Genomic DNA, 24,442 nt, shown 5'->3' with positions numbered 1-24,442 from the left:
GCACGCCGATATCAGCCAGAGACGGACTGCCTGCGACACCAGCACAACCCCGATCCGTCCCAGGACGAGGCGACGCGGATCGACCGCCTGGATGGACCGGTCCAGCGGAGAAGTCCCGCTCGACGGAGTAGTCCCGCGCGGCGCAGTGGTCCCGCGCAGCGGGATGGGCCCGTGCGGCGCAGTGGACGCGCGCGGTGGGATGGGCCCGAGCGGTGAAATCCCACCCGGTGGAGTGGACCGGCGCGGCGCGATGGGCCCGGGCGGCCGGATGGGCCCCCGCGGCGGGATGAGCCAGTGCGGGCGGATGGGCCCCCGCGGCGGGATGAGCCAGTGCGGCCCGATGAGCCCGCACGGCCCGATGAGCCCGCACGGCCGAATGAGCCCGCACCGCCGAAAGGGCCGCCCGGTGGAGTGGACCCCCAGGCGCGGTGGGATGGGGCCGGCTCGGTGGATGGACCCCCAGGCGCGGTGGGATGGGCCAGCGCGGTGGATGGACCCCCGCGGCCGGACGAGCCAGCGCGGGCGGATGAGCCAGGGCGGGCGGATGGGCCAGCGGTGGAGTCTCGCGCCGTGGAATGGACCCGCGCGGCCGGATGAGCTAGCCCGGCGGGGCGGGCCGCACGGCCGGTGGGCCGCCCGGTGGAGTGGACCCCGAGGCGCGGTGGGATGGGCCCGGACGGCGGGATATGCCCGCACAACCGGATCGGCCCGCACGGCGGGATCCCGCGCGGTGGGATCCCGCGCGGTGGGATCCCGCGCGGTGGAGTGGGCCCGGACGGCGGGATGGGCCCGCACGGCCGGATAGCCCGCACGGCCGGATAGCCCGCACGGCCGGATGGGCCCGCCCGGTGGAACGGGCCCGCCCTGTGGGATGAGCCCGCCCGGTGCAGTGGACCCGCACGGCCGGATGGGCCTCCTTGGTGGAGCGGACCCGCGGCGGGATGGGCCTGCACAGCGAGGAAGACCAGCCGGGCGCAGTGGGTCCGCGCGGCGGGATGAGCTGGGGCTAGTCGGGCTGGCGTATCGGGCTGCCATGGCCCACCCGTTGACAGCCTGCGCCAATAATCACCGGCTGTGGCAGAGCGGCGACCGGGTTGCGACAACGTAGCGTGCGATTTCGCTGCCCCGCGTGGTGGGCTCGCCGGCCGACGACTTTCGACGCCCACTAAACGTCACAAATGGGGCTGAGGAGATGCCGCCGGGCCAGAGTGGATCTTCGGTGGGGGGATTACTTGCAAGAGATCAAGTGTTTCGGGCGTGGGCTGGGCGGGCATCGGCGATCTTCGTGGAGACTGGGCAGCTCGTCGGTGGGCGGTATCGGCTGCGGGAGCGGCTGGGCCGGGGCGGCATGTCGGTGGTCTGGCGCGCCTCGGACGAGGTGCTGGGCCGCGACGTGGCCGTGAAGGTGCTTGCCGCCCAGCTGGCCGCCGACGCGGAGGTGCTGCGCCGGCTGCGGGACGAGGCGCGGGCCGCGGCCGGGCTGCGGCATCCGAACGTCGTCGAGGTGTACGACTACGGCGAGAGCGCGAGCCGGCCGTACGTCGTCATGGAATTGGTCGACGGCCGGTCGCTGGCCGATCTGGTGGCCGGCGGGCCGCTGCCGTGGAAGCCGGCGGTGGTGATCGGCGCCCAGGTGGCGGCCGCGCTGGCCGCCGCGCACGCCCGGGGTGTGGTGCACCGCGACGTGAAGCCGGCCAACGTCATGGTCACCGCGGCCGGGGCCAAGCTCGTCGACTTCGGCATCTCGGCCACGGTCGGGGCGGTCGACGGTCAGGACGGCCGGGTCCTGGGCACGCCCGCCTACCTTGCGCCGGAACGCATCGCCGGCGGGCCGGTGCGCCCCGCCTCCGACGTGTACGCCCTCGGCCTGTTGCTCTACCTGGTGCTGGCCGGCCGAGCGCCGTGGCCCGCCTCGACCGTGACCCAGATGCTGCGGGCCCATGTGTACGCCGAACCGGATCCGCTGCCACCCGTACCGGGTATGCCCGCTGTAGTGTCCCGGCTGGTCCGCCGCTGCCTGGCCAAGGGCCCGGGCGATCGGCCGAGCGCGGCCGAGGTGGCCGACCGGCTCGGTGAGCTGGCCGGCCTGCCCCCGGCCAAGCTGCTGCACGTCCCGGAGACGGCCGAGATCGGCACCTCGCTGGCCGCGGGCCCGACCGTGGCCCAGCGGCGGCGTCCGGTTCTGCCCGCCGGCCACCGCCGCGTGGTGGTCGGCGCCCTGGCCGCCCTCGGCCTGGTCGCCGGCGGCTGGGCTGTCCACGCGGCCGGCGATGGCCCGGCGGGCTCGGCCACTGCGGCCGCCGCGACCCCGCCGCCCTCGGCCTCCCCGGCTCCGGCCCGGCCGGCGGCCGCCAAGCCGGCCTGCACCGTCCGCTATGCCCTGCGCGGTACGTCCACCGGCCGCGCCGCAGCCAATGTGACCATCCGCAACACGGGCCGGGTGGCCGTTCCCGCGTGGCAGCTCACATTCGCCCTGCCGGCCGACCAGCGACTGCTCAAGGGTTGGTCGGGCACGTGGAAGCAGAACGGCCGTACCGTCTCCGCGGTAGGCGGCGCCCTGCCACCCGGTGCCACCACCGCCACCGGCTTCTCCGCCGCCTACGGCGAGGTGGCCGCCCTGCCCGTGACGTTCCGCCTGAACGGCACCACGTGCCTGGCCGAAATGTCCGTCCAGGCCGCCCCCGTCACCCGCGCCGCGGCCCCCGCCCCGCCTCCGGCCGCGGGCCCCGCCGCAGCCCCGGCCGCAGGTCCCGCCGCGAAGCAGGCCCCACCGGCCAAGGCAAAGCCCAAAAAGGACAAGCTCAAGTCCGACGGCGATGAGGACGAGGACTCGGACGAGGACGAATAACCCGCCCACCTGGCCGGGCAGACAGCCCGTCCGAGCTTCCCGCGGCCCGGAGCTTCCGCGGCGGTCAGCTGGCGGGGCAGGCGGATCCGACGGCCGTGAGGCTGGTCGCGGCGTGGCCGATGATGGCCTCCAGGGAGCCGAAGCGCAGGTGGATGGCGTTGACGGACAGGCCGTTGGCCAGCGGGATCTGCTCGTTGAGGACGAGGCTGCCGCCGGGCAGGGGCAGGGTCGTGTTGGGGGCCGGGTTGGCCGGGACGGAGATGCCGTTGACCTTGGTGGATTTCAGGGTGGCCGTGCCGGTGGTGGTGACCTGGCCGTTCGCGGTCTGGGTGGCGGTCGTGGTCACGGTGATGCCCTGGGTGGTGATGTTCTGGGCCTTCAGGACGGTGGCGGTGGCGGTCGCCGTGCGCAGGCCGTTCTGGGCGATGGCGCCGGTGGCGCGGCTGCTGCCGGCGCCGGCGGGCGCGGTGGTGGAGACGGTGCCGGCGGTGGCCGTACAGGTCAGGTCGGCTTTGCCGGTGGCGGCGCCGGGAACGGCCCGGGTGACGTACGCGTGAGCGTCGAACTGCAGCACCGCCGGGGCTGCCGTGTACGAGATCGTCACCGAGGCCGGGGCGCTGGTCAGATTCGGCCCGGTGCCACCGGCCGGGACCAGCGAGGAGCCGCCGCCTCCGCCGCCGGCCGCGGTCGGCCACCAGCCGTCGACGAAACCGGTTGGGGTGCCCGATCCGCCGCCGTACAGCCCGCCGCCGCCACCACCGCTGCTGAGGTCGCTCTGGTAGCCGTCGGCGCCGCGCCCCAGCATCCCGTTGCTGTAACCCGATCCGCCCGCGCTCTGCGTTCCCGCCTGGCCGCCCTTCACCTGCTGCTCGGATGACGTGATGAGCGGCCGGCCGTCCGCCCCGGCGTCGCCGCCTTCACTGTTGCCGGATTCGTCGGAGACACCCGCTCCTCCGCCGCCCGCAGCCACGATCAGCCGCGAGGCGAGCCCGGTGGTGGCCGGGTTGCCGCCACCGCTGACGGTGCGGACGTCGGAGGCGCCGCCGCCCGCACCCGACGCGTGTCCGACACCGGCCCCGCCGCCGTTGAAGGTCCCGCTCCCCAAGCCGTTCGGGGCGGTGGCGGTCTCGAGATACTGGCCGACCTCGACGTAAAGGGTGGTGCCGGCGGTGAGCCCGCTCAGGGTTCCGGCGACCGTGGCTCCCCGGCCGCCGGTCAGACCGTTGCTGTTCTTCCCACCGGCCGCGCCGGTCGCGGTGACCTGCACCGACTGCACACCGGCCGGAACTGTGAAGGTCTGCTCGCTCCCGGTGTACCCATAGGTGCAGGTCACCGTCGAGCCCGACTGCGCGCACCCGGCCGGCAACGCCGCCCGGGCGCTCCCGGGGCCGACGGCGGAGGCGGTCGTTCCGATCAGGACTGCCACTCCGAGGCGCAACACCGGCCGTACCCAAGTCATAGTCATATGGGCAATTTATCGTTTTTGACCGATTTGCTGATGCGGTGCGGCGAAGAACGCATGCTCATGGGTGGCCGAGATCCGGAATGCCTCATGCATTGCCGTTCTCGTCAGATCGTCGGCGTGCGCCGCCGCTCGCGTCACGATGACCCGCGCCTCTTCGGTGGCTTGCGCGAACATCTCATCGGCGTACGTGTCGAGCCAGGAGCGATAGGGATGCCCCGCGTGCGACAGCGGATGCAGACGGCTCCCGACATCGTGGTAGAGCCAGAAGCACGGCAGCAGCGCCGCGATCAGGACGCGATAGTCGCCCTGAGCCGACAGGTGATCGAGATAGGCGATCGTGACGGCGGCCGGTTCCGCCTCCCTGACGCCCCAGCTCTCGTGCAACTGTCGCTCCCCGGCGATCGCCCGCTGGGCACTCGCGGCCCAGAAAGCCTGCTCGTCGACGGCCGGGGCGAGTCGGGCCGCGCCGGCCACCACCCGCGCGTAGCCACGAAGGTAGAGCGCGTCCTGTTCCAGGTACCAGACGAAGGCGCCGGAATCGAGGGTGCCGTCGCCCAGACCCCGTACGAACGGAAGCTCGTCGATCCGGACCCGAAGGTCCCCGATGTCTTCCCACCACTGGCTGATCACCCCGCCACGCTCCCACAGGGCGCCGGGGGCCTACCGTGGTCGGGTGAAGGTTCCCCGCGTGCGCACCGAGGCCGGTCAGCTGGTCACCCTGGAGTTCCTCCCCGAGCAGGTGGAGGTGCACGAGACGGCGCCGGGGCGGCAGCGGGCGGCCAAGACGGGTGTGGGCGGGCTCATTCTGGCGGCCGGGCTGGCGATGGTCGCCGTCAACGCGGAGGATCGCGGGCCGGGGTGGCTGGGGCCGGTGCTCTGGATCGCCTGCGGCGTGGTCTTCGCGGGCGCGGCGCTCGGCGGGCTGGCCTGGTGGCTGGTCATGGCGGCGCGGGACCGGCGGCGGGGGCCGGCCGCGACGATCAGCGCTCCCGACGTGAGCAGCGCGCAGAGCAAGACCGACAACGGCGAGATCACCGTGTCGCTGCAGATGACCGACGGCAACGACCGTACGTTCGCCGCCGTCGGCCACAGCGGGGCCCTGCTGGCGACCCAGTTCGGTCGGCTCCTGTCAGCCACCCCATAGAGAACCGCCTCCTCCTCGTGAAGGCAACCGAGGAGGAGGCGGCTGGTCCTACAGCGCTGACACCATGCCCGAGGAGACGGGCTCCAGGGCCGTGTTCAGGATCTCGCGGACGTCGGAGACGATGTGGACCGTCAGCGCGGCCAGCACGTCGGCCGGGACGTCGTCGAGGTCGGGCTCGTTGCGCTGCGGCAGGTAGACCTCGGTGAGGCCGGCCCGCTGGGCGGCGAGCAGCTTCTGCTTCACCCCGCCGATCGGCAGCACCCGGCCGGTCAGCGACACCTCGCCGGTCATCCCGACCTCGGCCCGCACGTTGCGGCCGAGCAGCAGCGAGACCAGCGCCGTGGTCATGGTGACACCGGCCGACGGCCCGTCCTTGGGCACCGCACCCGCCGGCACGTGCAGGTGGATCGGGTGGTCAAGCTGCTCCGGGGAGATGCCGAGCTCCTCGGCGTGGGCCCGCACGTAGGAGAGGGCGATCTGGGCCGACTCCTTCATCACGTCGCCGAGCTGGCCGGTGACCGACAGCCCGCCCTTGTCGCCGGGCAGCAGCGACGCCTCGATGTAGAGCACGTCACCGCCCATGCCGGTCACGGCCAGGCCGGTGGAGACGCCGGGGACGGCGGTCCGCTCGGCCGACTCCGGCGTGAACCGGGGCCGTCCGATCAGGTCCTTGAGGCCGGCCGCGTCGACCGTGGCGGGCAGGTCCCCCAGCGCGGCCTTGCGGAACGCCTTGGCGAGCAGGCGCTCCATGGACCGTACGCCCGCCTCCCGGGTGTAGTTGGCGGCGATCTCCCGCAGGGCGTTCTCGGTGACCGTCACCTCACCCTCGGACAGGGCCGCCCGCTCGAGCTGGCGGGGCACCAGGAAGTCGCGGGCGATGGCCACCTTGTCGCTCTCGGTGTAGCCGTCGATCGAGATGAGCTCCATCCGGTCGAACAGCGCCTGCGGGATCGTGTCGAGCACGTTGGCCGTCGCGATGAACAGCACATCCGACAGGTCGAGGTCCAGGTCGAGGTAGTGGTCGCGGAACGTGTGGTTCTGCGCCGGGTCGAGCACCTCGAGCAGGGCCGCCGCCGGGTCGCCGCGGTAGTCGCTGCCGACCTTGTCGACCTCGTCGAGCAGGACGACCGGGTTCATCGAGCCGGACTCGCGGATGGCGCGGACGATGCGCCCGGGCAGCGCCCCGACGTACGTACGGCGGTGGCCGCGGATCTCCGCCTCGTCCCGGACGCCACCCAGGGCGACCCGGACGAACTTGCGGCCCAGGGTGCGCGCGACCGACTCGCCGAGCGAGGTCTTGCCGACTCCGGGCGGGCCGGCCAGCAGGATCACCGCGCCGGAGCCGCGGCCGCCGACGACCGACAGCCCGCGGGACTCGCGGCGGGCGCGCACGCCGAGGTATTCGACGATGCGCTCCTTGACCTCGTCCAGGCCGTGGTGGTCGGCGTCGAGCACGGCCCGGGCCGCGGTGAGGTCGGTGTTGTCGTCCGTGCGGACGTTCCAGGGCAGGTCGAGCACGGTGTCGAGCCAGGTCCGGATCCAGCCCGCCTCGGGGTTCTGGTCGCCGGCCCGCTCCAGCTTGCCGACCTCGCGCAGGGCGGCCTCGCGGACCGCGTCGGGCAGGTCGGCGCCCTCGACCCGGGCCCGGTAGTCGTCCTTGCCGTCGGGCTCGTCCTCGCCGAGCTCCTTGCGGATCGCCTTGAGCTGCTCGCGCAGCAGGTACTCGCGGTTGCGCTTCTCGACCGACTCGCGGACGTCGCTCTCGATCTTGTCGCTGACCTCGGACTCGGCCAGGAAGTCGGTGGTCCACTCGATCAGCAGCCGCAGCCGCTTCTCGACGTCGGGCGTCTCGAGCAGCTCGCGCTTGCGGTCGTTGGACAGGTACGGCGCCCAGCCGGCCGTGTCGGCCAGGTCGCCGGGGTCGTCGATGGCGCTGACCGAGTCGATGACCTGCCACGCCTCGCGGCGCTGCAGGACCGACACGACCAGCTGCTTGTACTCCGCGGCGAGCTCACGGGCGTGCTCGCTCGGCGCGGCGGTCGCGACCGGCTCGGCCTCGACCCACAGGGCCGCGCCGGGTCCGGTCACGCCGCTGCCGATGCGGGCGCGGGCGCCGGTGCGCAGGACCGCGGCCGGCACGCCGCCGCGGGCCTTGCCGACCCGTTCGAGGCTCGCCACGACGCCGTGCGACGCGTAGCGGTCCTCGAGGCGGGGGGCGATGAGCAGCTCGGAGCCGGCCGACGTGCGGGCCGCGTCGACGGCGGCCTGGGCGGCCTCGTCGAGTTCGACCGGTACGACCATGCCCGGGAGCAGAACGATGTCGTCAAGGAACAACACGGGGAGTCGCTTGGTGGTCACCCGGTACCTCCGAAAGGTTGAGTATGTGGCGCTCAACCTCGGCCGGGCCGATCATCTTCCGGCGTTCGCTGCCAGCGAAAACAGCCGGTCGGCGACCAGACCGGCGGCGTGCGGGTCGAAGAGGATCGAGTAGTGGTTGACCTCCGGCACGAACTCGACAGGGAAGTTCAGACCGGTGAGCTGGCTCTCGGCGTACATCCCCTGGTCCTCGTTCTGAAGGCCCCTCTGGGCCCACAGGAGCCGGGCAGGAACGGCCAGGTGGTGTACGGCGTCGACGGTCACCCGGTCGATCAGCGTGTCGGTCGCGTCGGCCCGCACCGCCTCCAGGGAACACGACGAACGGGTGCCGGCCAGGTCGCGCTTGACGTACGCCTCGACGGCCGGCGACCACCCGTCGCGCAGACCCGGATGGGCCCGGAAGAAGTCGAGGTACGCCTGTTCGTCGGCGAACGTCATGCCCAGCCGGGCGATGGCCGGCCCGATCACGGCCTGCAGCACCTCGTCCACGTCGGCGTTCGGCGGCACCGGCAGGGCCACACCCCCGTCGATCAGCAGCACCCCACTGACCCGCTCGGGATACATCACCGCCGTCGCCGCCACCACGAACCCGCCCATGGAATGCCCGGCCAGCACGACCCGGTCCACCCCGAGGTGGTCGGCCACGGCGATCAGGTCGGCCGCGTGGGCGGCCATGCCGTACGGGCCGGGAAGCTGGTTGCTGCGCGCCCGGCCCCGCAGATCCGGGGCGACCAGCTGGACCCGCGCTTTGTCGGCCACCGGCGCGAAAGTCAGCGCGTTGGCGGTGATGCCGTGCGCGGCGATGACGACCGGGCCGTCGCCCGGCCACCGGCACACCCGCAGGGAACCACCGGACACCGGGACATCGAATTCCTCCATCACCTGGCGGATCTTAGACGGGTTCCCCGCCCGGCCGGGCTGTGTGATGATCGGCCGATGGAGACCCGTGATCTTCGCGTGCAGGCCCGCGGCATCGGCCAGAACGTCCTCGTCGGTGGCCCGGCGGACGGCACGCCGGTGCTCCTCGTGCACGGCAACTGCTCGTCCGCCGAGTTCTGGGCGCCGCTGATCCGGCGCCTGCCCGACGGCATCCGGGTGGTCGCGCCCGACCTGCGCGGGTACGGCCGCAGCGACACCGCCCCGGTCGACGCCACCCACGGCCTGCGCGACTTCGCCGACGACGTGGCCGCCCTGCTCGACGACCGCACCCTCTTCCCGCAGGAAGGGCCGGTCGCGGTGGCCGCGCACTCGATGGGCTGCGGCGTGGTCATGCAACTGCTCGCCGACCACCCCGGGCGGTTCTCCTCGGTGCTGCTGGAGGCGCCGCTGAGTCCGTACGGCTTCGGCGGCACCCGCGACCTGGACGGCACCCCGACCACAGCCGACTTCGCCGGCACCGGCGGCGGCACCGCCAACCCCGACTTCGTGGCCCGCATCCAGGCCGGCGACCGCACCGCCGACGCCCCCACCAGCCCGCTGTCCGTGCTCCGCTCGGCCTACGTGGCCGACCCGGCCTCGCTCGGCGCCTTCCCCGGTGACGAGGAGCTGCTGCTCGACACGGTGCTGAGCACGGCCATCGGCGAGGACAACTACCCCGGTGACGCCAAACCGGTGGCGAGCTGGCCCGGCGTCGGCCCGGGCGACCGCGGCGTGCTCAACACGATGGCCCCCAACCACTTCAACGTGGCTTCCTCCCTGGTCGCCGCACCGGCCAAACCGCCGATCGTGTGGGTCCGCGGCGACAAGGACGCCATCGTCTCCGACACTTCCCTGTTCGACCTGGCCTACCTGGGTTCGCTCGGGGCCGTACCGGGCTGGCCGGGCGCCGACGCCTGCCCGCCGCAGCCGATGGTCGGCCAGACCCGCGCGGTGTTGCAGCGGTACGCCGACGCCGGCGGCAGCTTCCGCGAGGTCGTCTACGCCGGCTGCGGCCACTCCCCGCACGTCGAGCGCCCCGAAGAGGTGACCACGGAGCTGCTGCGCCTCATTGGTTTTTAGGGGCCACACCTCATTTGCAACCGAAAAGCTCAGGTCCCGGCACCCGGCGCCGATCCTGCTGCTCGACCGGATGTCCCCCAGCACGAGGTGTTCCCCATGATCGCGTCGGTCTCCCCCACCACCGAACTGCCCGCCGTCGGCACGTCGATGTTCCTCGCCCTGAGCGAAGGCGTGAGCGTCCGATCCCGCCTGGAGTCGGTCGACGGCGCCACCTTCACGATCGCCGCCCCGCTCGAGGTCGCCGACGCGGCCACGCCCGTCGAGCAGTTCGAGATCTTCTGGGCGCTGCCGCGCACCCGCGTCGTGCTCCCCAGCCGCCTGGTCGCCGTCTCCGACGAGGCCCCGTACCGCTGGACCCTGGCCCCCGCCGGCGTCCCCCACCAGAGCAACCGCCGCGAGTACGTCCGCGGCGGCGGCGCCGTAGCCGTACACCTCACCAGCGACGACCACCGCCTCGAAGGCGCCCTCCTCGACATCAGCGAGGGCGGCCTCCGCTGCTGGATCGACGAGCCGACCGCCCTCACCCCCGGCGACCACCTGCGGGCCTTCGTCACCCTCCCCGGCGGCCGCGAACTCACCCTCGACGGCACGATCCTCACGGTCCGCGACGCCCCCCACGGCGACCTCGGCCAGCACATCGTCCTCACCTTCACCGCCGAGGAGCAGACCGCCCAGCTGATCCGCTCCTACGTCATGGCCTGGGAGATCAGCGAACGCCAGATGCGCTGATGCCTGCCCGGGAGCGACCCCCGGACCCCACGGTGTCTTGGTCGCGCTCCGAGCGCGGCCGCCGGGTGTGGCCCGGTCGGGCTCGGCCTGACGGCCAGGATCAAGCAACGCCGCGTACGGCGTAACCGCCGGCGCGGCGCTGCATCGCCGGCCTTTGCCTCCGCCTCTGACCGCCGCACGCAGGTTTCCCCGCGCACATCACCGCGCGGGCATGCGACAACCAGTCTCTTGACTACTGGTCGCACGCACGGGAAGCTGTTGCCTTCACGCCGACACGGGCGCAGAAGGAGGAGCAGTGACCGACAGTGCGCCGTCCGATGTCGCGTCTCCCCCGACGGGGAAGGTCCGCGATTTCGACGGTTTGTACAAGGCTTTACTGGAAGCCCATCCGCGGGACGCGCTGCAGCTGTTGGGTGACGCGCGGATCGACGGCCGGGAGGTGATCCTCGACGGGCCGACCGAGCAGCCGCGGCAACGCAGCCGCCAGTGCGACAAGGTTTTCCTGGTTCCGCCCGGCGACGACGGGGGGCCGACGGACATCTTCCATTACGAGATCCAGCTTGAGCGCACTGAGAACTTTCAGGAGCGGATGGTCTCCTACTGGGCGTCCGTGGCGGCAAAATACCGCCGCGCGGACCACCGCATCCACCAGATTGTGCTCTGGCCACTGGGCGGAGGCTATCCGGTCCCGTTCGAGCGGGATCAGATCCGGCTCGACTATCGCTCGGTCGACGTGCCCGACGATCTGGACCCGAACACGCTACTGGCGAGCCCGCTGGCGCCGCTCGCGCTGTGGTCTCAGAAGCCACCACCGGATCTGGTAGAACGGGTCGTCGATCGGATCGCCGAAACCACGGCGATGGAGGAACAGCTTGTGCAGATCGAGCTGGGTATGCTTCGGGAAGGTTCCCTGGCGGCCCAGGTTCTCGACGAGTTGCGAAGGAGAGGCATGAACGACGTTCTCGAACAATCGAAGTCAGGCCGTGAGATCGCTCGCAAGAATCTGGAGCAGGGCCTGGAGCAAGGTCTGGAGCAAGGTCTGGAGAAAGGCCGAGAGCAGGGTCTGGAACAGGGCCACGTCGACAGCATGCGTGAGATCTTGCGGGCGAGGTTCGGCACTTTCGCCGGCCTGGACGACCTCGCCGAGCGACTGGCCAACCACGATAACGCCGGCAACATCGCTCGCATCGTCGCTGGCGCGACGTTGGCGGAGCTGCGTTCCTGAGCTGGCGGATCGCCCGTCGGCCGACGGCGTCAGCCTGCGCGCGGCCCCAGACCGATTGGTTGGGTGGGGCGCGCGCCGGGCGGGGCCGATCAGCCGAAAAGGGCGGCCTGGATGTCGGCGTAGAACAGGGCCGGGTCGCCTGAGAGGGACGCCTTGACGTTGGCGGTGGGGCGGTCGGCGATCACCTCGAGCTTGCCGGCCTCCAAGCCGTCCAGGGCCTGGGTGACCACCTCGATGGGCGCCAGCTTGGGAATGTCGTAGCCGGCCATCATGTCGGTGTCGGCGATGGCCAGGGCCAGCGCGGTGACCTGGGTCTTCTGGTCGGCGAGCTCGAGCCGGATGCCATTGGTGAGCGACCACTCCGCGGCCTTGGAAGCGGCGTAGCCGTTGCTCGAGGGGGCGAAGGCGTACCAGCTCAGCGCCGAGATGACGTTGAGGATGGCGCCGCCGGCCAGCTTCGGGGCGAAGGCGCGGGTGACGTTGAGGGTGCCCCAGAAGTTGGTCTCGAACTCGCGGCGGATGTTCTCCGTGGAGGCGCCGAGCAGCGGGGCGTTCGTGGAGATGCCGGCGTTGTTCACGAGGATGTCGAGCTCGCCCACCTTAGCCGCCACGGCGTCGATGGACGCCTGGTCGGTGATGTCCAACCGCAGAGGTACGACGCCCGGAACGTCGATGCTCTCGGGGCGGCGCGCGGTGGCGTAGACGGTGGTGGCGCCGCGAGCGAGGAGAGCCTCGGCGAACGCCTTGCCAAGGCCACGGTTGGCGCCGGTTACGAGAGCTTTTGTGCCGTTGATCTGCATACCCTCACGCTAAAACCTCACGTTGACGTCAGGGGCAAGTCCTGGGACGGAGGTCACTGACGCGGCGCACGATCGGTGGCGCCGAACAAGTGACAACCAGTCTCTTGACTACTGGTCTCGCGCCCAGGACACTGTCCCTCAACGTCGATGTTCGACGCAGAAGGACGAACAGTGACTGACAGCGCACCTCGACCGCCGCTTTCGGTTCCCACCTTCGAAGAACGCTGCAAGCTTCTCGAGCAGACAGCATGGGGCCGCGAGTGGGCCCGTAAGAACTATGAGCAGGGCTATCAGCAGGGCTATCAGCAGGGCTATCAGCAGGGCCTAGAAGAAAGCCGCGTCATAGTAATGACGACGCTATTGAGGCGTAGGTACGGCGATCTCAGCGATCTGGACAGGCTCGCCCTGCGGTTGGTCAGGCGTGACCACCACGGAAACATCAAACGGATCGCCGATGGGACGACCCTGGCGGAGCTGCGCTCCTGAGGGCGAAGGCCGCTCCCGGGTCGCAACCGCGGGTTCGGTTCAGGGTTGGTGAGGGGCTGCCGATCGGGCCGGTATGGGAGAACTTCGGGCGCGGGGCGGCCGGCTGCTGACGGTGGCGGTGTGGGGGTCCGGGGCCCTGCTCGGGGTGATCTTCGTTCAGTACGTGACGGGCTGGGGCAGCGACTTTCAGGCGCGCCTGGTCAATGATCTGGTCTACATGCCGGTGACGCTGTTGACGGCGTTGCTGGGGCTACAGGTGGTGCGCAAGGGCAACCTGGAGCGGCGCGAGCGCCGGGCCTGGATCATGCTGGAGGCGGCGTTCGGGGGGCAGCTTCTGGCCCACACGGCTTCGCTGGTGCAGTATTACGTGCCCGCGCTGAGTGGTTATCCGGCGCTGTCCGACTACGTCTATCTGGTGGCGATCCTGTGCATGGTCGCCGGGCTGTTGATGCTGCCGGACATTCGGGGCCGGGCCGAGCGGGTCAAGCTCGTGATCGACTCGTCGATCGTGGTGGCCGGGGCGTGCATGGCGCTCTGGTATCTGGAGATCGGGCCGTTGTTGCGTACGCCCGGGGCCGACCCTGTCGTCATCGCCTTCTCGACCGCCGTGCCGGTTCTCGACCTGCTGCTGGTCTTCGCTCTGATCGTCCTGCTTCTGCGGCGCCCGGCGGCCGGGGCCGCGGTGGGCCTGCTCGGCGGGTCCATGGCGCTGAAAGTGGTCGCCGACAGCACTTACACGATCGCCTACGTTCAGTTCGGGGTCTTCTTCCGCCCCGGCACCTGGCCTTACCTGCTCTGGGCAGCCGGTACATTCCTGACGCTGCTGGCCGTCCACCGCCGGCTGAAGCAGGACGGCCCGGTGGCCGACGGGCGCCAGAGCCGCGGCCGGCTCACCTGGCTTCCGTACGTCGGTGTCGTCCTTGCCTATGGCCTTTTGGCGTTCGTCGCCCGCGGGGAGTCGCTGTACCCCCTGGGCGGCATGATCGTGGGCTCGGTCGTGCTGACGTCGCTGGTCATCGCCCGGCAGATGTTCGCCCAGCGGGAGAACCGGCGGCTGGCCGTCACCGACTCGCTGACCGGGCTGGCCAACCGGGCCCTGATCGCCGAGCGTCTGGCCGAGCTGACCGGGCAGCCGCTGCGTGAGGGCCGGCATGACGCAGTCCTGCTGATCGACCTCGACCGGTTCAAGCCGATCAACGACGCGTACGGCCACGAGGCCGGTGACGCCGTGCTCAAGGCGGTGGCGACGGCGCTGCGTACGGTCGTCCGGTCCGGTGACACCGCCGGGCGGCTCGGTGGTGACGAGTTCGCTGTCGTGCTGCGTGGGGTGCCGAGCCGGGCCGCCGTCGAGGGTGTCGCGCAGCGGCTGGTCGACGCGCTGCGCACCCCGGTGATCTTCGGTGAGCTGGTGCTCGCCGTGGAGACCAGCATCGGCGTCGCGTTCCGGGACGAGACCACGACCGACGCCGAACGGCTGATCGGGCACGCGGACATCGCCATGTACGCGGCGAAGCGTTCCGGCCGTGGGCACTTCCGCGTCTACACGCCGGAGCTGGACACCCGGGCCCGCGACGCCGAGCTGCGCCGGGCGGTCGAGAACGACGAGTTCGTCGTGCACTTCCAGCCGGTGGTCGACCTCACCGGCGGAGACCGGATGGCCGTCGAGGCGCTGGTGCGCTGGAACCACCCGACCCGCGGCCTGCTCATGCCGGGCGCGTTCATCGAGCTAGCCGAGGAGACCGGCGCGGTCGTCCCGATCGGCGAGTGGGTGCTGCGGGACGCGTGCCGGCAGGCCGCCGGGTGGCAGGCCGACGACCCGTACGGCGAGGCGGTGTGGCTGAGTGTCAACCTCTCCGCGCGCCAGGTCACCCAGACCGATCTGGTCGAGACGATCCGCGGCATCCTGGAGGAGACCGGGTTCCCGGCCGACCGTCTGGTGCTGGAGCTGACCGAGAGCGTGGTCCTGCAGCCCGACGAGCAGACCGTGGCCCGGCTGAGCGCGCTGCGCGAGATGGGCATCGGCATCTCGGTCGATGACTTCGGTACGGGGTTCGCGGCCATCAGCTACCTGCGGACCCTCCCGGTCAGCATCCTGAAGATCGACCGCTCGTTCGTCACCGGCATCGACACCGATCCCGACGCGTACGCGGTGGCCGAGGCCGTGGTCCGGCTGGCCCAGGCGTTCCGGCTGCACGTGGTGGCCGAGGGCATCGAGACCGCCGAGCAGGCCCGCTGCCTGGTCGAGATGGGCTGCGGCTACGGCCAGGGCTACCACTTCGCCCGCCCGATGGCGGGGCCCGCCATGGCCGAGATGCTGATGTCGCGGCGGCGGGTGCCGAGCTAAGTTTCTGAGGCGATGACCCTGATCGACCTCGGTGACGCCGCGGCGGCCCCACCGGTTGCCGCCCCGGTGAACTGGTCCCGGCTGCGCCGGCTGATGCTGGCCGCTCTGACCGTGGCCGGCCTGCTGGCGACGGCGGCCTCCGGGCCGGCCGCGGCCCATCCGCTGCGGGCGACGGCGCTGCCCGCGGGCGACACCCTGGCCTTGGACGGCCGTACGGCTTATCTGACCGGCCCGTCCGAGGTGAGCGCGTACGACCTGGGCACCGGCCGGCGGCGATGGCAGGTCCCGGCCGCAGCCGCCGACGGTGGTGTGCGACCGGCCGGCGACGTGGTGCTGGCGCCGGGCCCGGTCGCGCTCGACGCGGCGACCGGCGCCCCGCTGTGGCGGTCGTCCGGCGACGCCCGGCCGTCGGCGGCGAGCGGGGACGTGCTGCTGGCCGAGCGGGATCAGCTGCGCCTGGTCGGGCTGCGCGACGGTCACGAGCGGTGGCGCCGGGCGGTCTCCCCGGTCGACCAGTGGACCACGGTCACCGAGGGTGGCCGGCCGTCGGTGATCGTCACGGTGAGCGCGCTGGGCGACGCCACGGCCTACCGGTACGCCGACGGCGTCGTGCTGCACCGCGAGCGGATCCCCTGGAACGGCGTCTACCGCGCATACCTGGCCACGGCCGGCCCCTACCTGGTCGTGGTGCGGACCGCGTCGGCCCAGACGGTCGCCACGGTCTACCGCGCGGCGGATCTGCGACCGCTCTGGCGGTCCGGCGAGCTGATCGGCTCGGTCACCGATTGTGGTGGGCTGATCTGCCTGGCGGGTGTACGCGGTGTGACCGCCCACGATGCGGGGACCGGCCAGGAGATCTGGCAGCGGGACGACATGACGTACGTGGCGGATGTGGGCGACGGGCGCCTGCTGCTGTCGTCCGCGGCCTCCACCGTCCTGGCCGACGCCGCCACCGGCCGCACCGTCGGCCGGCCCTTCGCCGGGCGGCCGTCGGTGGTCACCGGCCCGGCCGGCTCGCTGCTCCTGCTGCGCGAGACCGGAACGCCGGCCGGCCGGACCACGGTGACCCGGCTCGACCTGTCCACCGGCGGGCAGGCCGGGCTCGGCACGATCGAGCGCACCGCGGGCCAGGTGTGCCGGGGCACGCCCGGCTACCTGCTCTGCCCGCGCGGGGACGAGCTGTCGGTCACCGCGATCGGCTGATCAGACGCGATATGTCGACACGGTGGTCTGCAGTTCGGCGGCCGTCCGGGCCAGCTCGGCCGGGGTCGGCTGGGTGTCCGTGGCCCCGGAGGTGACGTGCTGGGCCGCCTCGGCCACCCCGGCGATCGTGCCCACGATCGTCGACGACCCCTCCGCGGCCTGGCCCACGCTGCGGGCGATCTCGGCCGTGGTCGCCGTCTGCTCCTCCACCGCCGCCGCGATGGTGGCGTTGAGCGCCAGCAGGTTCGTCTGCTCGGCGATCGGTGGCCTGCTCGTCGGCGGCCGAGGCCACGCTGACGTCGGCCAGCGCCGTCAGCTGGGTGCGGACCTCCGGTTGGGCGGTGGCCGGGTCACCGTCCCGGGCGGCCTGGATCTTCCGCCGGTTGCCGGCGGCGGCCAGCGGCAGGACCCGGTCCTGCAGTGTCGACAGGTACGTGGTCCAGGCCTGCCGGAACGAGGCCGGCGCGCTCGCGGCGTCGGCCGGCAACGGGAAGGCCTGCTCGGCGTCGGCGTACTGCTCGACTTCGCCTCGCGCTTCGGTCAGGGCGGCCTCGGCGGTCGTACGGCCGTCAGCGTCCGCGGCGAGCAGATAGTTGTCGGCGGCGAGCCACGTGCGGTTGACCGGGCGCGGAGCCGAATGCCGAGTCAGCGGGCTCGGCTGAGCGGCCCGGAGCAGTAACGTCCCAGGCATGACCGAGAAGCCGCCCTTTCCGCCCTTCACGCTCGAGACCGCCCGGCAGAAGGTGCAGGCCGCCGAGGACGCCTGGAACACGCGCGACCCGGAGAAGGTGTCGCTGGCCTACACCGAGGATTCGGTGTGGCGCAACCGCGACACCTTTCTCACCGGTCGCGAGGCGATCGTGCGATTCCTGAGCGACAAATGGGAACGCGAACTCGATTACGCGCTGCGCAAGAACCTCTGGGCGTTCACCGAGGCCCGCATCGCCGTCCGTTTCCAGTACGAGTCCCACGACGCCGCCGGGCAATGGTGGCGCAGCTACGGCAACGAGCTGTGGGAGTTCAACGAGTCCGGCCTCATGCGCCGCCGCGAGGCCAGCATCAACGACGTCGCCATCGACGAGAGCGAGCGCCGCATCTTCGGCCCCCGCCCGGACACCGAACGCGACCAGGACTTCCCGCTGTACTAACGGTTTGCCGGCGCCGGGATCGCCTTGTCGATGAGGACGGCCGCGATGGCGGCGGCGGTCGCGAGAGTGTCGGTGCCGAGGACCCGGCTGCGGGCCGAGGCGCCGTCCAGCAGCAACGCCAATTGTTCGCCGAGCTGTTCGGGATCGTCGGCGCCGGCCTCCCGGGCAGCCTCGGTGAGCCGCGCGGCGAAAGCTTTCTTGTAGTCGCGGGCGAGGACACGCGCCGCGTGGTCCGGGTCCTGAATCTCCACGGCCGCCGCGATGAACGGGCACAGCGGCGAGTGGATGTCGAACACGGCGAACAGTTTCTCGCGCGGCGGGAGATCGGCCCGATCGAACACCTCGGGCAGGACGTCCGGATCGAACCGGCGCAGGTTCTCCGCGATCAGCTCGTCCTTGCCCGCGAAGTGCTGGTAGAGCGTGCGCTTGGACACCTCGGCGACCGTACAGAGCTGGTCCAGCCCGGTGCTGTTGATGCCCTGCTCGCGGAACAGCTGCTGCGACGCGGTGAGGATGCGCTCCCGCGCGCCCCGGCCCCGGCGCAGACCTCGCGGCCCCTTCTCCAACTCCGTCACCGGCCGAGCATAGCTCAGTGGGTACGGATCGGTGTACATAGCTTGCGCTACCCACGACCGACCGATACGTTAAGCACACAGCTCGGTGTACATAGCACCGGCGCGGCAACGCATTGGGGTCATCGTGGGAAAGCTCGAAGGCAAGGTCGCAGTGATCACCGGCGCGACGAGTGGCATGGCGCTCGCCGGCGCCCAGCTGTTCGCCGACGAAGGAGCCCACGTCTTCATCACCGGCCGGCGCGAGGACGAGCTGGCCGAGGCCGTCAAACTGATCGGCCGCAACGTGACCGGCGTCCGGGCCGACTCGGCCGACCTCGACGACCTGGACCGTCTGTTCGAGACGGTCCGGCGGGAGAAGGGCGCCATCGACGTGCTGTGGGCGAGCGCCGGGACGGGCGAGCAGGGCCGGCTCGGCGACATCACCGAGAAGCAGTTCGACGCCGCCTTCGCGCTGAACGCGCGCGGCACGCTGTTCACGGTCCAGAAGGCGCTGCCGCTGTTCAATGACGGCGGCTCGATCTTCATGACCGGGTCGAACGCCTCCCTCCGGGGCTACCCCGATTGGAGCGTGTACGCGGCCAGCAAGGCTGTCCTGCCCGCGTACGCCCGGGTGTGGGTGTCCGAACTGAGGGACCGGAAGATCCGGGTCAACGTGCTGACCCCCGGCCAGGTCGCCACGCCGATCCTCGAGGAGGTGATGGACGCGGAGACGAAGGCGCAGTTCGAAGCCGTCATCCCCCGCCGGTCGATGGGCCGCCCCGAGGAGATCGCCTCGGTCGCGTTGTTCCTCGCCTCGGACGACTCCAGCTACGTCAACGGCATGGAGTTGGTCGCCGACGGCGGCACCACGGTCATCTGAGCGGACCCCGAAGGAGCACACGACATGACAACCATCAGCATCATCGGCTCAGGCAACATGGCCGCCACCATCGCGACCCGTGCGGTGAAACACGGCCACACCGTCGAAGTCATGAGCCGCGACACCGCCAAAGCGCAGTCGCTGGCCGACCGGATCGGCGCCTCCGCCGGCGCCTTCGGCGCCAGACCGGCGGGTGACATCGTCATCGTGGCCGTTCTCCACGCCGCAGCAGTGGAGGTGGTCGAACACTACGGCGATGCGCTGGCCGGCAAGATCCTCATCGACATCACCAACCCGTTCAACGCCGACGCCAGCGGGCTCGTCACCACGCCGGGCCACTCGATCTCCCAGCAGATCGCCGCGGCCGCCCCGGCGGGAACCCACGTCGTGAAGGCCGTCAACACGATTTTCCGTGGCGTCCTGGCCCGGGACGAGCCCTTGGACGCGTTCTTCGCCGGCGACGGCGTCGAGGCCAAGGCCGGCGTGGCGGCCTTTCTGAAGAGCTTGGGCCTGCGGCCCCTCGACGCCGGGGGGCTCGACATGACCTATGCCCTCGAATGGGCCGGCATTCTCCTGGTCGGCCTGGCCCGCAACGGCGCCGGCTTCGACGTCGCTCTGGGGGCCGGCTGACCTGTGCTCAGAGAGGGTGGACGTAAAGGCGAAGGGTGGCCGGGGTTCCGTCGGGCTCCTTGTCCGTGCTGGACGTGAAGTCGTGGAGGTACGTGAAGCCGCTCTTCTCGGCGACCCGCACCGAAGCAAGGTTGCCGGGTTCGATGCGGAGGGCGGCGCGCGTACCGATCCGCTCGCGGCGGATGTAGACGCACATGAGACGAACGGCCTCGACGGCGACGCCGCGCCCGCGGGCCCACGGGTGGACGGCGTAGCTGATGTTGACGTCGCCCGCTGCGAGCCCGTCTCCGACGTCGGGGTCGCAGTCGACGTATCCGGCCAGACGGCCCTCCAGGAACACCCCGAAGCCCCGCTTGCCCCGCCCGTCCCGGGCATTCTCGGCCAGCCGGCCGAAGTGGGCCGTCGTCGTCTCGGCGGTGCCGTAGCCGCCGGTCAGCCAGCGAACCGTGAGCTCGTCCTCGCCCGCGTTGTGCGCCTCGACATCCCCATGGGTCAGCGCGCGCAGCGTGATCCTCATTGCCGGACCCTAATGGAGCGGGGCCGGGCGACCAGCCCGGCCCCGAAGGGTCACAGGGGCTGGAGGTAGCGGTTCACCTTCCAGTCGGCGACGTTGGTGCCGTGGGTGATTCCGGCGTTCACGGCGTTGCGGAAGTGGAAGCCGACCAGGACGCGGGAGGTTCCATTCTCGGCCTTGGCCTGGCTGAAGGACCTGTACTGGCGCAGTACGGGCGCCTTGTCGGCGCAGGTCCGGCCGGCCGGCAGGGTGTAGCTGCAGGCGCTGGAGCGGACGCGGTCGGTGCCGAAGAAGCGCTGGAGGACCTGCGCCGCGGCGCCGCTTGCCCGCCGCGACCGGCCGCGTGTGGATCGTGCGCGCGTAGCTCGGCGTTTGTCTGCGCTGCGCGGCCTGCTCGGTGAACGTGCCGGGCGACGCGGTGACCGCGTAGGCGTTCTGGCTGCTGATGTTGTCCGATAGGCCGCGTTGCCGCCGAAGCCGATGACCGCCGGGTTGTAGGTGTACATGAATGCGGCCCGGCCGCGGGTATCAGGAGCGCTGAGGGTCGCCGAGATCAGCGTCAGGCCCGCCCGGGCCGGGGCGACCACGGCGGCCAGCGCCGTGATCACCCCGCACGTGACGGCCGTCCCTTCTCTCAGGGACATGGAGCTCCTTCAGTAGCCGTACCGGCTCTTGAGATGCCGCCACCAGTCGCGGAACATCCAGGCGTCGAACTCGGTGATCTGGGCGGCGCTGCCGGCCTTCATGAGGAAGCCGCCGACGCCGGTCGGGGTCCAGTCGTAGAAGTCGTCCAGGCCCCAGGTATGGCCGATCTCGTGCAGCAGGATGTGCATGTTGGTGGCGTTGAGGTTGTTCATGAAGTACTCGCGGCCGACCCGCTGACCCCAGTCGCCGCCGGCGCCGCCCCCGAAGCCGTCGGTCAGCCACAGCGACTGGTCGTAGTGCCGGAGGTAGCCGCCGGGACAGTTCGGATACTGGCCGTTCTGGTTGAAGAAGCGCCCGCACGGCACCGAGCACTGCGGCGCGTTCTCCCGGATGTCGTTGACGTAGATGTCCACCGAGGAGTCGGTCCACTGCAACTGCGAGCGGTTCCGCACGGCCCAGCCGACCACCCGGGCCGGCACTTCGGCGTACGGCCACGCGTTGTGCCCGACCAACTCGTCCATCCACTTCTTGTGCTGCCGGGCCAGGGCCGCGTGGATCTGGTCGCGCTGGGCGACGGTCACCGTGGCGGAGGAATCCCACCGTACGCAGTAGTTGATGTACCCGCGGTTGGCCATGACCTGGTCCCAGCCGTAGTTGCCGAACGCGTACAGGTTGCCGTTGTTGTAGGTCTGCTCCTGGTGTTGCCAGACCTGGTTGAGCGGGGTGACCAGGTTGGCCGGCGGGCTCCAGGTGGCGGGGGCGGCCTGGGCCGCGGCCGGCACCATGACGACCGCCAGGAGCGCGGCGACCACTGCTTTGACAAGTCTCACGAAACCTCCCATAGATCTATCATCATCTATGTGCTGTCCCACGATGGCAGTCACCCTGCCCTACGAAAACGTTTTCGACAAGAGATCTCCTGTGCTCCGTCAGATGGTGCGATCGCGCTGGTAGCATCGCCGCGACGACAGCGGCGGGCGGCCGAAAGGCAGCGCAGTGGGCGACGACGATCCGAGGCGGTGACGCCCGCTGACCGACATGAATGCGCGCCTCTCCCGGCGTACCGCTGTAAATGCAGCATGTGGCGAAGGTTTTGGCGCACGGCCGGCACGCTGCCCTTCTTCACCCCGGTGGCGCGCCGCCTGGTCCGCGTGGACCGGTGGCTCGGCCGGCGGACACGGGGCCGGGTCGTGGCCCTGGGCATGGCGCCGGGCCTCGTGCTGACCACGACCGGGCGCAAGAGCGGCCTGCCGCGCAGCAGCCCCCTGCTCTACCTGCGCGACGGCGACGACCTGGCGATCATCGGCTCGAACTGGGGCGGCCCCACCGAGCCGCAATGGGTGGGCAACCTGCTCGCCGACCCCCGGGCCCACGTCACCGTCGACGGCGAGGAGCTTCCGGTCACCGCGGCCGAGACGACCGGCGCCGAGTACGACCGTCTGTGGCAGCTCATCGTCACCCAGTGGCCCGGCTACCAGGCGTACGTCCGGAAGGCCGCAGGCCGCCCGATCCGCATCTTCCGGCTCGCCGTCACAAGACACCCGTAACCCGACGGCGCGAGCGTCGTTGCTCCGACATGAGCCTTCCGAAAAGGCCCAGTCGGCACGGCAGAAGCGGTCACGGACAGGTGGCCGTTCGCGCGGACATCGACACCGACACCATCGCCGTGGCCGTGCGAGGCTGGTGGGACCGGCCGTTCGGTCTCGACGTGCACCAAGCCCTGAACAAATGCATGAGCGAGCACCCGGCCGCGCTCATCCTCGACCTGCGGGGCGTGACCGATCCGCGCGCGGTCAGCGTCCCCGCGTGGCTGACCACCCGCCGCGTGGGCCGGGCCATGCGCCCACCCGTACAGGTGCTGACCTGCCCGGACGCCGACAGCGAGCTGGCCACCCGGCTCCACCGACTGGCCGATCCCCGCGCCCCCTGGGTGCTCGAGACGCCGGAGCAGGCCGAGGCGGTCGCGGTCGCCAGCCGGCCACCACCGGGCCGGCGCTATCGGGTGCGGTTGAGCCCCCAGCCGTACGCCTCCTCGGCCGCCCGCGACGTGATCTCCGAGGCCTGCGCCGCCTGGCACCTGGACAACCTGCTGCACCGGGCCCGGCTGGTCGTCTCCGAGCTCGTCGCCAACGCGGCCGAACACGCGCGCACGCCCATCACCGTCCTGATCTCCCGCCGCGGCGAGGGTCTGCACATAGTCGTGGCCGACGGTGATCCGCGCCTGCCCGTCTTCCCCGACCCGCCGTCCCCGCCGATGCCGGCCGCGTTCACGCCCGCCACGCGGGGCCGCGTAACCGTGAGCGGCCTCCGCCTGGTCGAATGCGCGGCCACCGTCTACGGCGCCCTCCCCGCCGCCACCGGCAAGATCGTCTGGGCCACCCTGTACCCGTGGGCCCGCCGCCGCTGACCGCCTCGGCCGCCCACCACCCGCCCGGTCCTCCCAGCCTGGCTCAGCGCCTCCACCCACCGCCGGGCGCAACTGCTTCGGCCCAGCCGGCCCGGTCCGGCCCTGTCACCAAGCCCTCCGCCCCAACCCGGCCCGCCGGGGCCAGCCGTAGCATGCCGTGCATGGCTGAACCACTCCCCTTGGGCGCGTTCCCGACCCCGCTCGAAGACGCCCCGCGCCTCGCCGCCGAGCTGGGCCTCGACCGGCTGTGGATCAAGCGGGACGACCTGATCGGGCTCGGCGGCGGTGGCAACAAGGCCCGCAAGCTGCGCTACACGGGTGCGGAGGCGCTGGCCGCCGGCGCCACCACGCTGATCACCACCGGCGCCGCGCAGTCCAACCACGCCCGCGCCACCGCCGGGGTGGCCGCCCGGCTCGGCCTCGGCTGCGTCCTGGTGCTCAGGGGCCACGCGCCCGGCCGCGAAGGCGGAAACCTGCTGCTGGAACGCCTCACCGGCGCCGAGATCGTCTGGTCCGGCGAGCGCCCGCCGGACGAGGTCGCGGCCGAGCAGGCCGAGCGCCGGGCGGGCTCGTTCCTGGTCCCGTTCGGCGGCTCGTCCCGCACCTCAGCCCGCGCTTATGCCGAGTGCGCGCGCGAGTTGACGGCCCAGACCGATTTCGATCACGTGGTTGTGGCGGTCGGGTCCGGCGGCACCATGGCCGGCCTGGTCGCCGGCCTGGGCGCCGGCCGCGTCCTCGGCATCGACACGGGCGCGGTCAAGGACCCCGAGGCGGCCGTACGCGCCCTGCTCGCCGACGACCCCGGCCCGCTGGCCATCGATCACCGTCAGATCGGCCCCGGCTACGACACGGTGACCGACCCGGTCCGGGCCGCCCTGAGGCTGGCCGCCCGGACCGAGGGCCTCTTCCTGGATCCGATCTACACCGGCCGCGCCCTGGCCGGCCTGGCCGCGAGCCGTCTCACCGGCCGCGTCGTCTTCCTGCACAGCGGCGGCCTGCCGGGCCTGTTCGGCGCCCCGGAGGGCACGGTCTGACCCCCGTCGCGG

At 71.7% G+C, this 24,442-nt stretch carries 25 protein-coding genes; 15 read left to right on the top strand and 10 right to left on the bottom strand.

Annotated elements, in window-relative coordinates:
• Positions 1-1,285: 1,285 nt before the first annotated feature.
• Complete coding sequence (locus tag AB0J66_RS17785) at positions 1,286-2,848, top strand: serine/threonine-protein kinase (RefSeq protein WP_364661321.1); 1,563 nt, start codon at positions 1,286-1,288, stop codon at positions 2,846-2,848.
• A gap of 64 nt (positions 2,849-2,912) precedes the next feature.
• Here AB0J66_RS17785 and AB0J66_RS17780 read toward each other — a convergent pair whose 3' ends face one another.
• Positions 2,913-4,313, bottom strand: coding sequence for a choice-of-anchor P family protein (locus tag AB0J66_RS17780; protein WP_364661319.1), 1,401 nt, complete (start codon positions 4,311-4,313; stop codon positions 2,913-2,915).
• Positions 4,314-4,322: 9 nt separating this feature from the next.
• Positions 4,323-4,943 carry a TenA family protein gene (locus AB0J66_RS17775; RefSeq protein ID WP_364661317.1) on the bottom strand — a complete coding sequence of 207 codons (621 nt, stop codon included), beginning with the start codon at positions 4,941-4,943 and terminating at the stop codon, positions 4,323-4,325.
• Between the two features lie 43 nt (positions 4,944-4,986).
• Between AB0J66_RS17775 and AB0J66_RS17770 the strand changes: the two genes are divergently transcribed.
• Positions 4,987-5,457: a hypothetical protein gene (locus AB0J66_RS17770; protein WP_364661314.1), complete on the top strand. Its 471-nt coding sequence runs from the start codon at positions 4,987-4,989 to the stop codon at positions 5,455-5,457.
• Between the two features lie 48 nt (positions 5,458-5,505).
• Here the strand turns inward: AB0J66_RS17770 and lon are convergent, their stop codons facing one another.
• Both lon and AB0J66_RS17760 read right to left on the bottom strand, forming a co-directional pair.
• Entirely contained in the window at positions 5,506-7,758 is a 2,253-nt protein-coding gene (gene lon, locus AB0J66_RS17765) for an endopeptidase La (RefSeq protein ID WP_364662173.1), read from the bottom strand.
• A gap of 108 nt (positions 7,759-7,866) precedes the next feature.
• Positions 7,867-8,712, bottom strand: a complete 846-nt coding sequence (locus AB0J66_RS17760; RefSeq protein ID WP_364662170.1) for an alpha/beta hydrolase — start codon at positions 8,710-8,712, stop codon at positions 7,867-7,869.
• A gap of 57 nt (positions 8,713-8,769) precedes the next feature.
• On the opposite strand from AB0J66_RS17760, the gene AB0J66_RS17755 reads away from it, so the two are divergent.
• The 3 genes from AB0J66_RS17755 to AB0J66_RS17745 all read left to right on the top strand — a co-directional run bounded on the left by AB0J66_RS17755 (position 8,770) and on the right by AB0J66_RS17745 (position 11,785).
• The gene (locus tag AB0J66_RS17755) at positions 8,770-9,831 is read left to right on the top strand and encodes an alpha/beta hydrolase (protein WP_364661311.1); all 1,062 of its coding nucleotides are present in this window, start codon (positions 8,770-8,772) and stop codon (positions 9,829-9,831) included.
• A 96-nt stretch (positions 9,832-9,927) separates the two neighbouring features.
• Complete coding sequence (locus AB0J66_RS17750) at positions 9,928-10,560, top strand: PilZ domain-containing protein (protein WP_364661308.1); 633 nt, start codon at positions 9,928-9,930, stop codon at positions 10,558-10,560.
• 295 nt (positions 10,561-10,855) lie between these two features.
• On the top strand, positions 10,856-11,785 hold the full coding sequence (locus tag AB0J66_RS17745) for a hypothetical protein (RefSeq protein ID WP_364661305.1): 930 nt from the start codon (positions 10,856-10,858) through the stop codon (positions 11,783-11,785).
• 89 nt (positions 11,786-11,874) lie between these two features.
• Here the strand turns inward: AB0J66_RS17745 and AB0J66_RS17740 are convergent, their stop codons facing one another.
• Positions 11,875-12,585, bottom strand: a complete 711-nt coding sequence (locus tag AB0J66_RS17740) for an SDR family oxidoreductase (RefSeq protein ID WP_364661302.1) — start codon at positions 12,583-12,585, stop codon at positions 11,875-11,877.
• A 171-nt stretch (positions 12,586-12,756) separates the two neighbouring features.
• Between AB0J66_RS17740 and AB0J66_RS17735 the strand changes: the two genes are divergently transcribed.
• The 3 genes from AB0J66_RS17735 (at position 12,757) to AB0J66_RS17725 (ending at position 16,618) form a co-directional block, all read left to right on the top strand.
• On the top strand, positions 12,757-13,071 hold the full coding sequence (locus AB0J66_RS17735; protein WP_364661300.1) for a hypothetical protein: 315 nt from the start codon (positions 12,757-12,759) through the stop codon (positions 13,069-13,071).
• A 73-nt stretch (positions 13,072-13,144) separates the two neighbouring features.
• The gene (locus AB0J66_RS17730) at positions 13,145-15,415 is read left to right on the top strand and encodes an EAL domain-containing protein (RefSeq protein WP_364661297.1); all 2,271 of its coding nucleotides are present in this window, start codon (positions 13,145-13,147) and stop codon (positions 15,413-15,415) included.
• Positions 15,416-15,427: 12 nt separating this feature from the next.
• Positions 15,428-16,618 carry a PQQ-binding-like beta-propeller repeat protein gene (locus AB0J66_RS17725; RefSeq protein WP_364661294.1) on the top strand — a complete coding sequence of 397 codons (1,191 nt, stop codon included), beginning with the start codon at positions 15,428-15,430 and terminating at the stop codon, positions 16,616-16,618.
• On the opposite strand, the gene AB0J66_RS17720 is transcribed toward AB0J66_RS17725, so the two are convergent.
• Entirely contained in the window at positions 16,619-16,753 is a 135-nt protein-coding gene (locus AB0J66_RS17720; protein WP_364661291.1) for a hypothetical protein, read from the bottom strand.
• On the opposite strand from AB0J66_RS17720, the gene AB0J66_RS17715 reads away from it, so the two are divergent.
• Both AB0J66_RS17715 and AB0J66_RS17710 read left to right on the top strand, forming a co-directional pair.
• Positions 16,746-17,297 carry a hypothetical protein gene (locus AB0J66_RS17715; RefSeq protein WP_364661289.1) on the top strand — a complete coding sequence of 184 codons (552 nt, stop codon included), beginning with the start codon at positions 16,746-16,748 and terminating at the stop codon, positions 17,295-17,297. The two genes, AB0J66_RS17720 and AB0J66_RS17715, sit on opposite strands and share 8 nt — an antisense overlap.
• 10 nt (positions 17,298-17,307) lie before the next feature.
• Positions 17,308-17,766 (top strand): nuclear transport factor 2 family protein, encoded by a 459-nt coding sequence (locus tag AB0J66_RS17710; protein WP_364661286.1) that lies wholly within the window; start codon positions 17,308-17,310, stop codon positions 17,764-17,766.
• Here the strand turns inward: AB0J66_RS17710 and AB0J66_RS17705 are convergent.
• Entirely contained in the window at positions 17,763-18,341 is a 579-nt protein-coding gene (locus tag AB0J66_RS17705) for a helix-turn-helix domain-containing protein (RefSeq protein WP_364661284.1), read from the bottom strand. The genes AB0J66_RS17710 and AB0J66_RS17705 overlap by 4 nt on opposite strands.
• Positions 18,342-18,465: 124 nt before the next feature.
• Here AB0J66_RS17705 and AB0J66_RS17700 point away from each other — a divergent pair, with 124 nt between their 5' ends.
• Both AB0J66_RS17700 and AB0J66_RS17695 read left to right on the top strand, forming a co-directional pair.
• Complete coding sequence (locus AB0J66_RS17700) at positions 18,466-19,200, top strand: SDR family oxidoreductase (protein WP_364661281.1); 735 nt, start codon at positions 18,466-18,468, stop codon at positions 19,198-19,200.
• 24 nt (positions 19,201-19,224) lie between these two features.
• Positions 19,225-19,830: an NAD(P)-binding domain-containing protein gene (locus AB0J66_RS17695; protein ID WP_364661279.1), complete on the top strand. Its 606-nt coding sequence runs from the start codon at positions 19,225-19,227 to the stop codon at positions 19,828-19,830.
• 7 nt (positions 19,831-19,837) lie between these two features.
• On the opposite strand, the gene AB0J66_RS17690 is transcribed toward AB0J66_RS17695, so the two are convergent.
• From AB0J66_RS17690 to AB0J66_RS17680, 3 genes are read right to left on the bottom strand one after another with little or no spacing between them, the layout of a single operon-like run.
• Positions 19,838-20,347 (bottom strand): GNAT family N-acetyltransferase, encoded by a 510-nt coding sequence (locus AB0J66_RS17690; protein WP_364661276.1) that lies wholly within the window; start codon positions 20,345-20,347, stop codon positions 19,838-19,840.
• A 50-nt stretch (positions 20,348-20,397) separates the two neighbouring features.
• Positions 20,398-20,988 (bottom strand): hypothetical protein, encoded by a 591-nt coding sequence (locus AB0J66_RS17685; protein WP_364661273.1) that lies wholly within the window; start codon positions 20,986-20,988, stop codon positions 20,398-20,400.
• Between the two features lie 9 nt (positions 20,989-20,997).
• Positions 20,998-21,819, bottom strand: coding sequence for a hypothetical protein (locus tag AB0J66_RS17680; RefSeq protein ID WP_364661270.1), 822 nt, complete (start codon positions 21,817-21,819; stop codon positions 20,998-21,000).
• Positions 21,820-22,068: 249 nt separating this feature from the next.
• Here AB0J66_RS17680 and AB0J66_RS17675 point away from each other — a divergent pair, with 249 nt between their 5' ends.
• The 3 genes from AB0J66_RS17675 to AB0J66_RS17665 all read left to right on the top strand — a co-directional run bounded on the left by AB0J66_RS17675 (position 22,069) and on the right by AB0J66_RS17665 (position 24,430).
• Positions 22,069-22,536 carry a nitroreductase/quinone reductase family protein gene (locus AB0J66_RS17675; protein WP_364661267.1) on the top strand — a complete coding sequence of 156 codons (468 nt, stop codon included), beginning with the start codon at positions 22,069-22,071 and terminating at the stop codon, positions 22,534-22,536.
• Positions 22,537-22,616: 80 nt separating this feature from the next.
• Entirely contained in the window at positions 22,617-23,396 is a 780-nt protein-coding gene (locus tag AB0J66_RS17670) for an ATP-binding protein (RefSeq protein ID WP_364661264.1), read from the top strand.
• Between the two features lie 161 nt (positions 23,397-23,557).
• Positions 23,558-24,430 carry a pyridoxal-phosphate dependent enzyme gene (locus AB0J66_RS17665; protein WP_364661261.1) on the top strand — a complete coding sequence of 291 codons (873 nt, stop codon included), beginning with the start codon at positions 23,558-23,560 and terminating at the stop codon, positions 24,428-24,430.
• Positions 24,431-24,442 lie beyond the last annotated feature (12 nt).

The sequence above is a fragment of the Actinoplanes sp. NPDC049598 genome (assembly GCF_040675435.1).
Taxonomy (GTDB): Bacteria; Actinomycetota; Actinomycetes; order Mycobacteriales; family Micromonosporaceae; genus Actinoplanes.
This window is presented reverse-complemented; position numbering and strand designations above follow the sequence as displayed.

Coding starts and splice junctions, on each gene's coding strand:
- AB0J66_RS17725 (WP_364661294.1), top strand. CDS start 15,428: ATGACCCTGATCGACCTCGGTGACGCCGCGGCGGCCCCACCGGTTGCC.
- AB0J66_RS17780 (WP_364661319.1), bottom strand. CDS start 4,313: ATGACTATGACTTGGGTACGGCCGGTGTTGCGCCTCGGAGTGGCAGTC.
- AB0J66_RS17695 (WP_364661279.1), top strand. CDS start 19,225: ATGACAACCATCAGCATCATCGGCTCAGGCAACATGGCCGCCACCATC.
- AB0J66_RS17665 (WP_364661261.1), top strand. CDS start 23,558: ATGGCTGAACCACTCCCCTTGGGCGCGTTCCCGACCCCGCTCGAAGAC.
- AB0J66_RS17755 (WP_364661311.1), top strand. CDS start 8,770: ATGGAGACCCGTGATCTTCGCGTGCAGGCCCGCGGCATCGGCCAGAAC.
- AB0J66_RS17750 (WP_364661308.1), top strand. CDS start 9,928: ATGATCGCGTCGGTCTCCCCCACCACCGAACTGCCCGCCGTCGGCACG.
- AB0J66_RS17685 (WP_364661273.1), bottom strand. CDS start 20,988: ATGTCCCTGAGAGAAGGGACGGCCGTCACGTGCGGGGTGATCACGGCG.
- lon (WP_364662173.1), bottom strand. CDS start 7,758: ATGGTCGTACCGGTCGAACTCGACGAGGCCGCCCAGGCCGCCGTCGAC.
- AB0J66_RS17760 (WP_364662170.1), bottom strand. CDS start 8,712: ATGGAGGAATTCGATGTCCCGGTGTCCGGTGGTTCCCTGCGGGTGTGC.
- AB0J66_RS17730 (WP_364661297.1), top strand. CDS start 13,145: ATGGGAGAACTTCGGGCGCGGGGCGGCCGGCTGCTGACGGTGGCGGTG.
- AB0J66_RS17675 (WP_364661267.1), top strand. CDS start 22,069: ATGTGGCGAAGGTTTTGGCGCACGGCCGGCACGCTGCCCTTCTTCACC.
- AB0J66_RS17740 (WP_364661302.1), bottom strand. CDS start 12,585: ATGCAGATCAACGGCACAAAAGCTCTCGTAACCGGCGCCAACCGTGGC.
- AB0J66_RS17710 (WP_364661286.1), top strand. CDS start 17,308: ATGACCGAGAAGCCGCCCTTTCCGCCCTTCACGCTCGAGACCGCCCGG.
- AB0J66_RS17690 (WP_364661276.1), bottom strand. CDS start 20,347: ATGAGGATCACGCTGCGCGCGCTGACCCATGGGGATGTCGAGGCGCAC.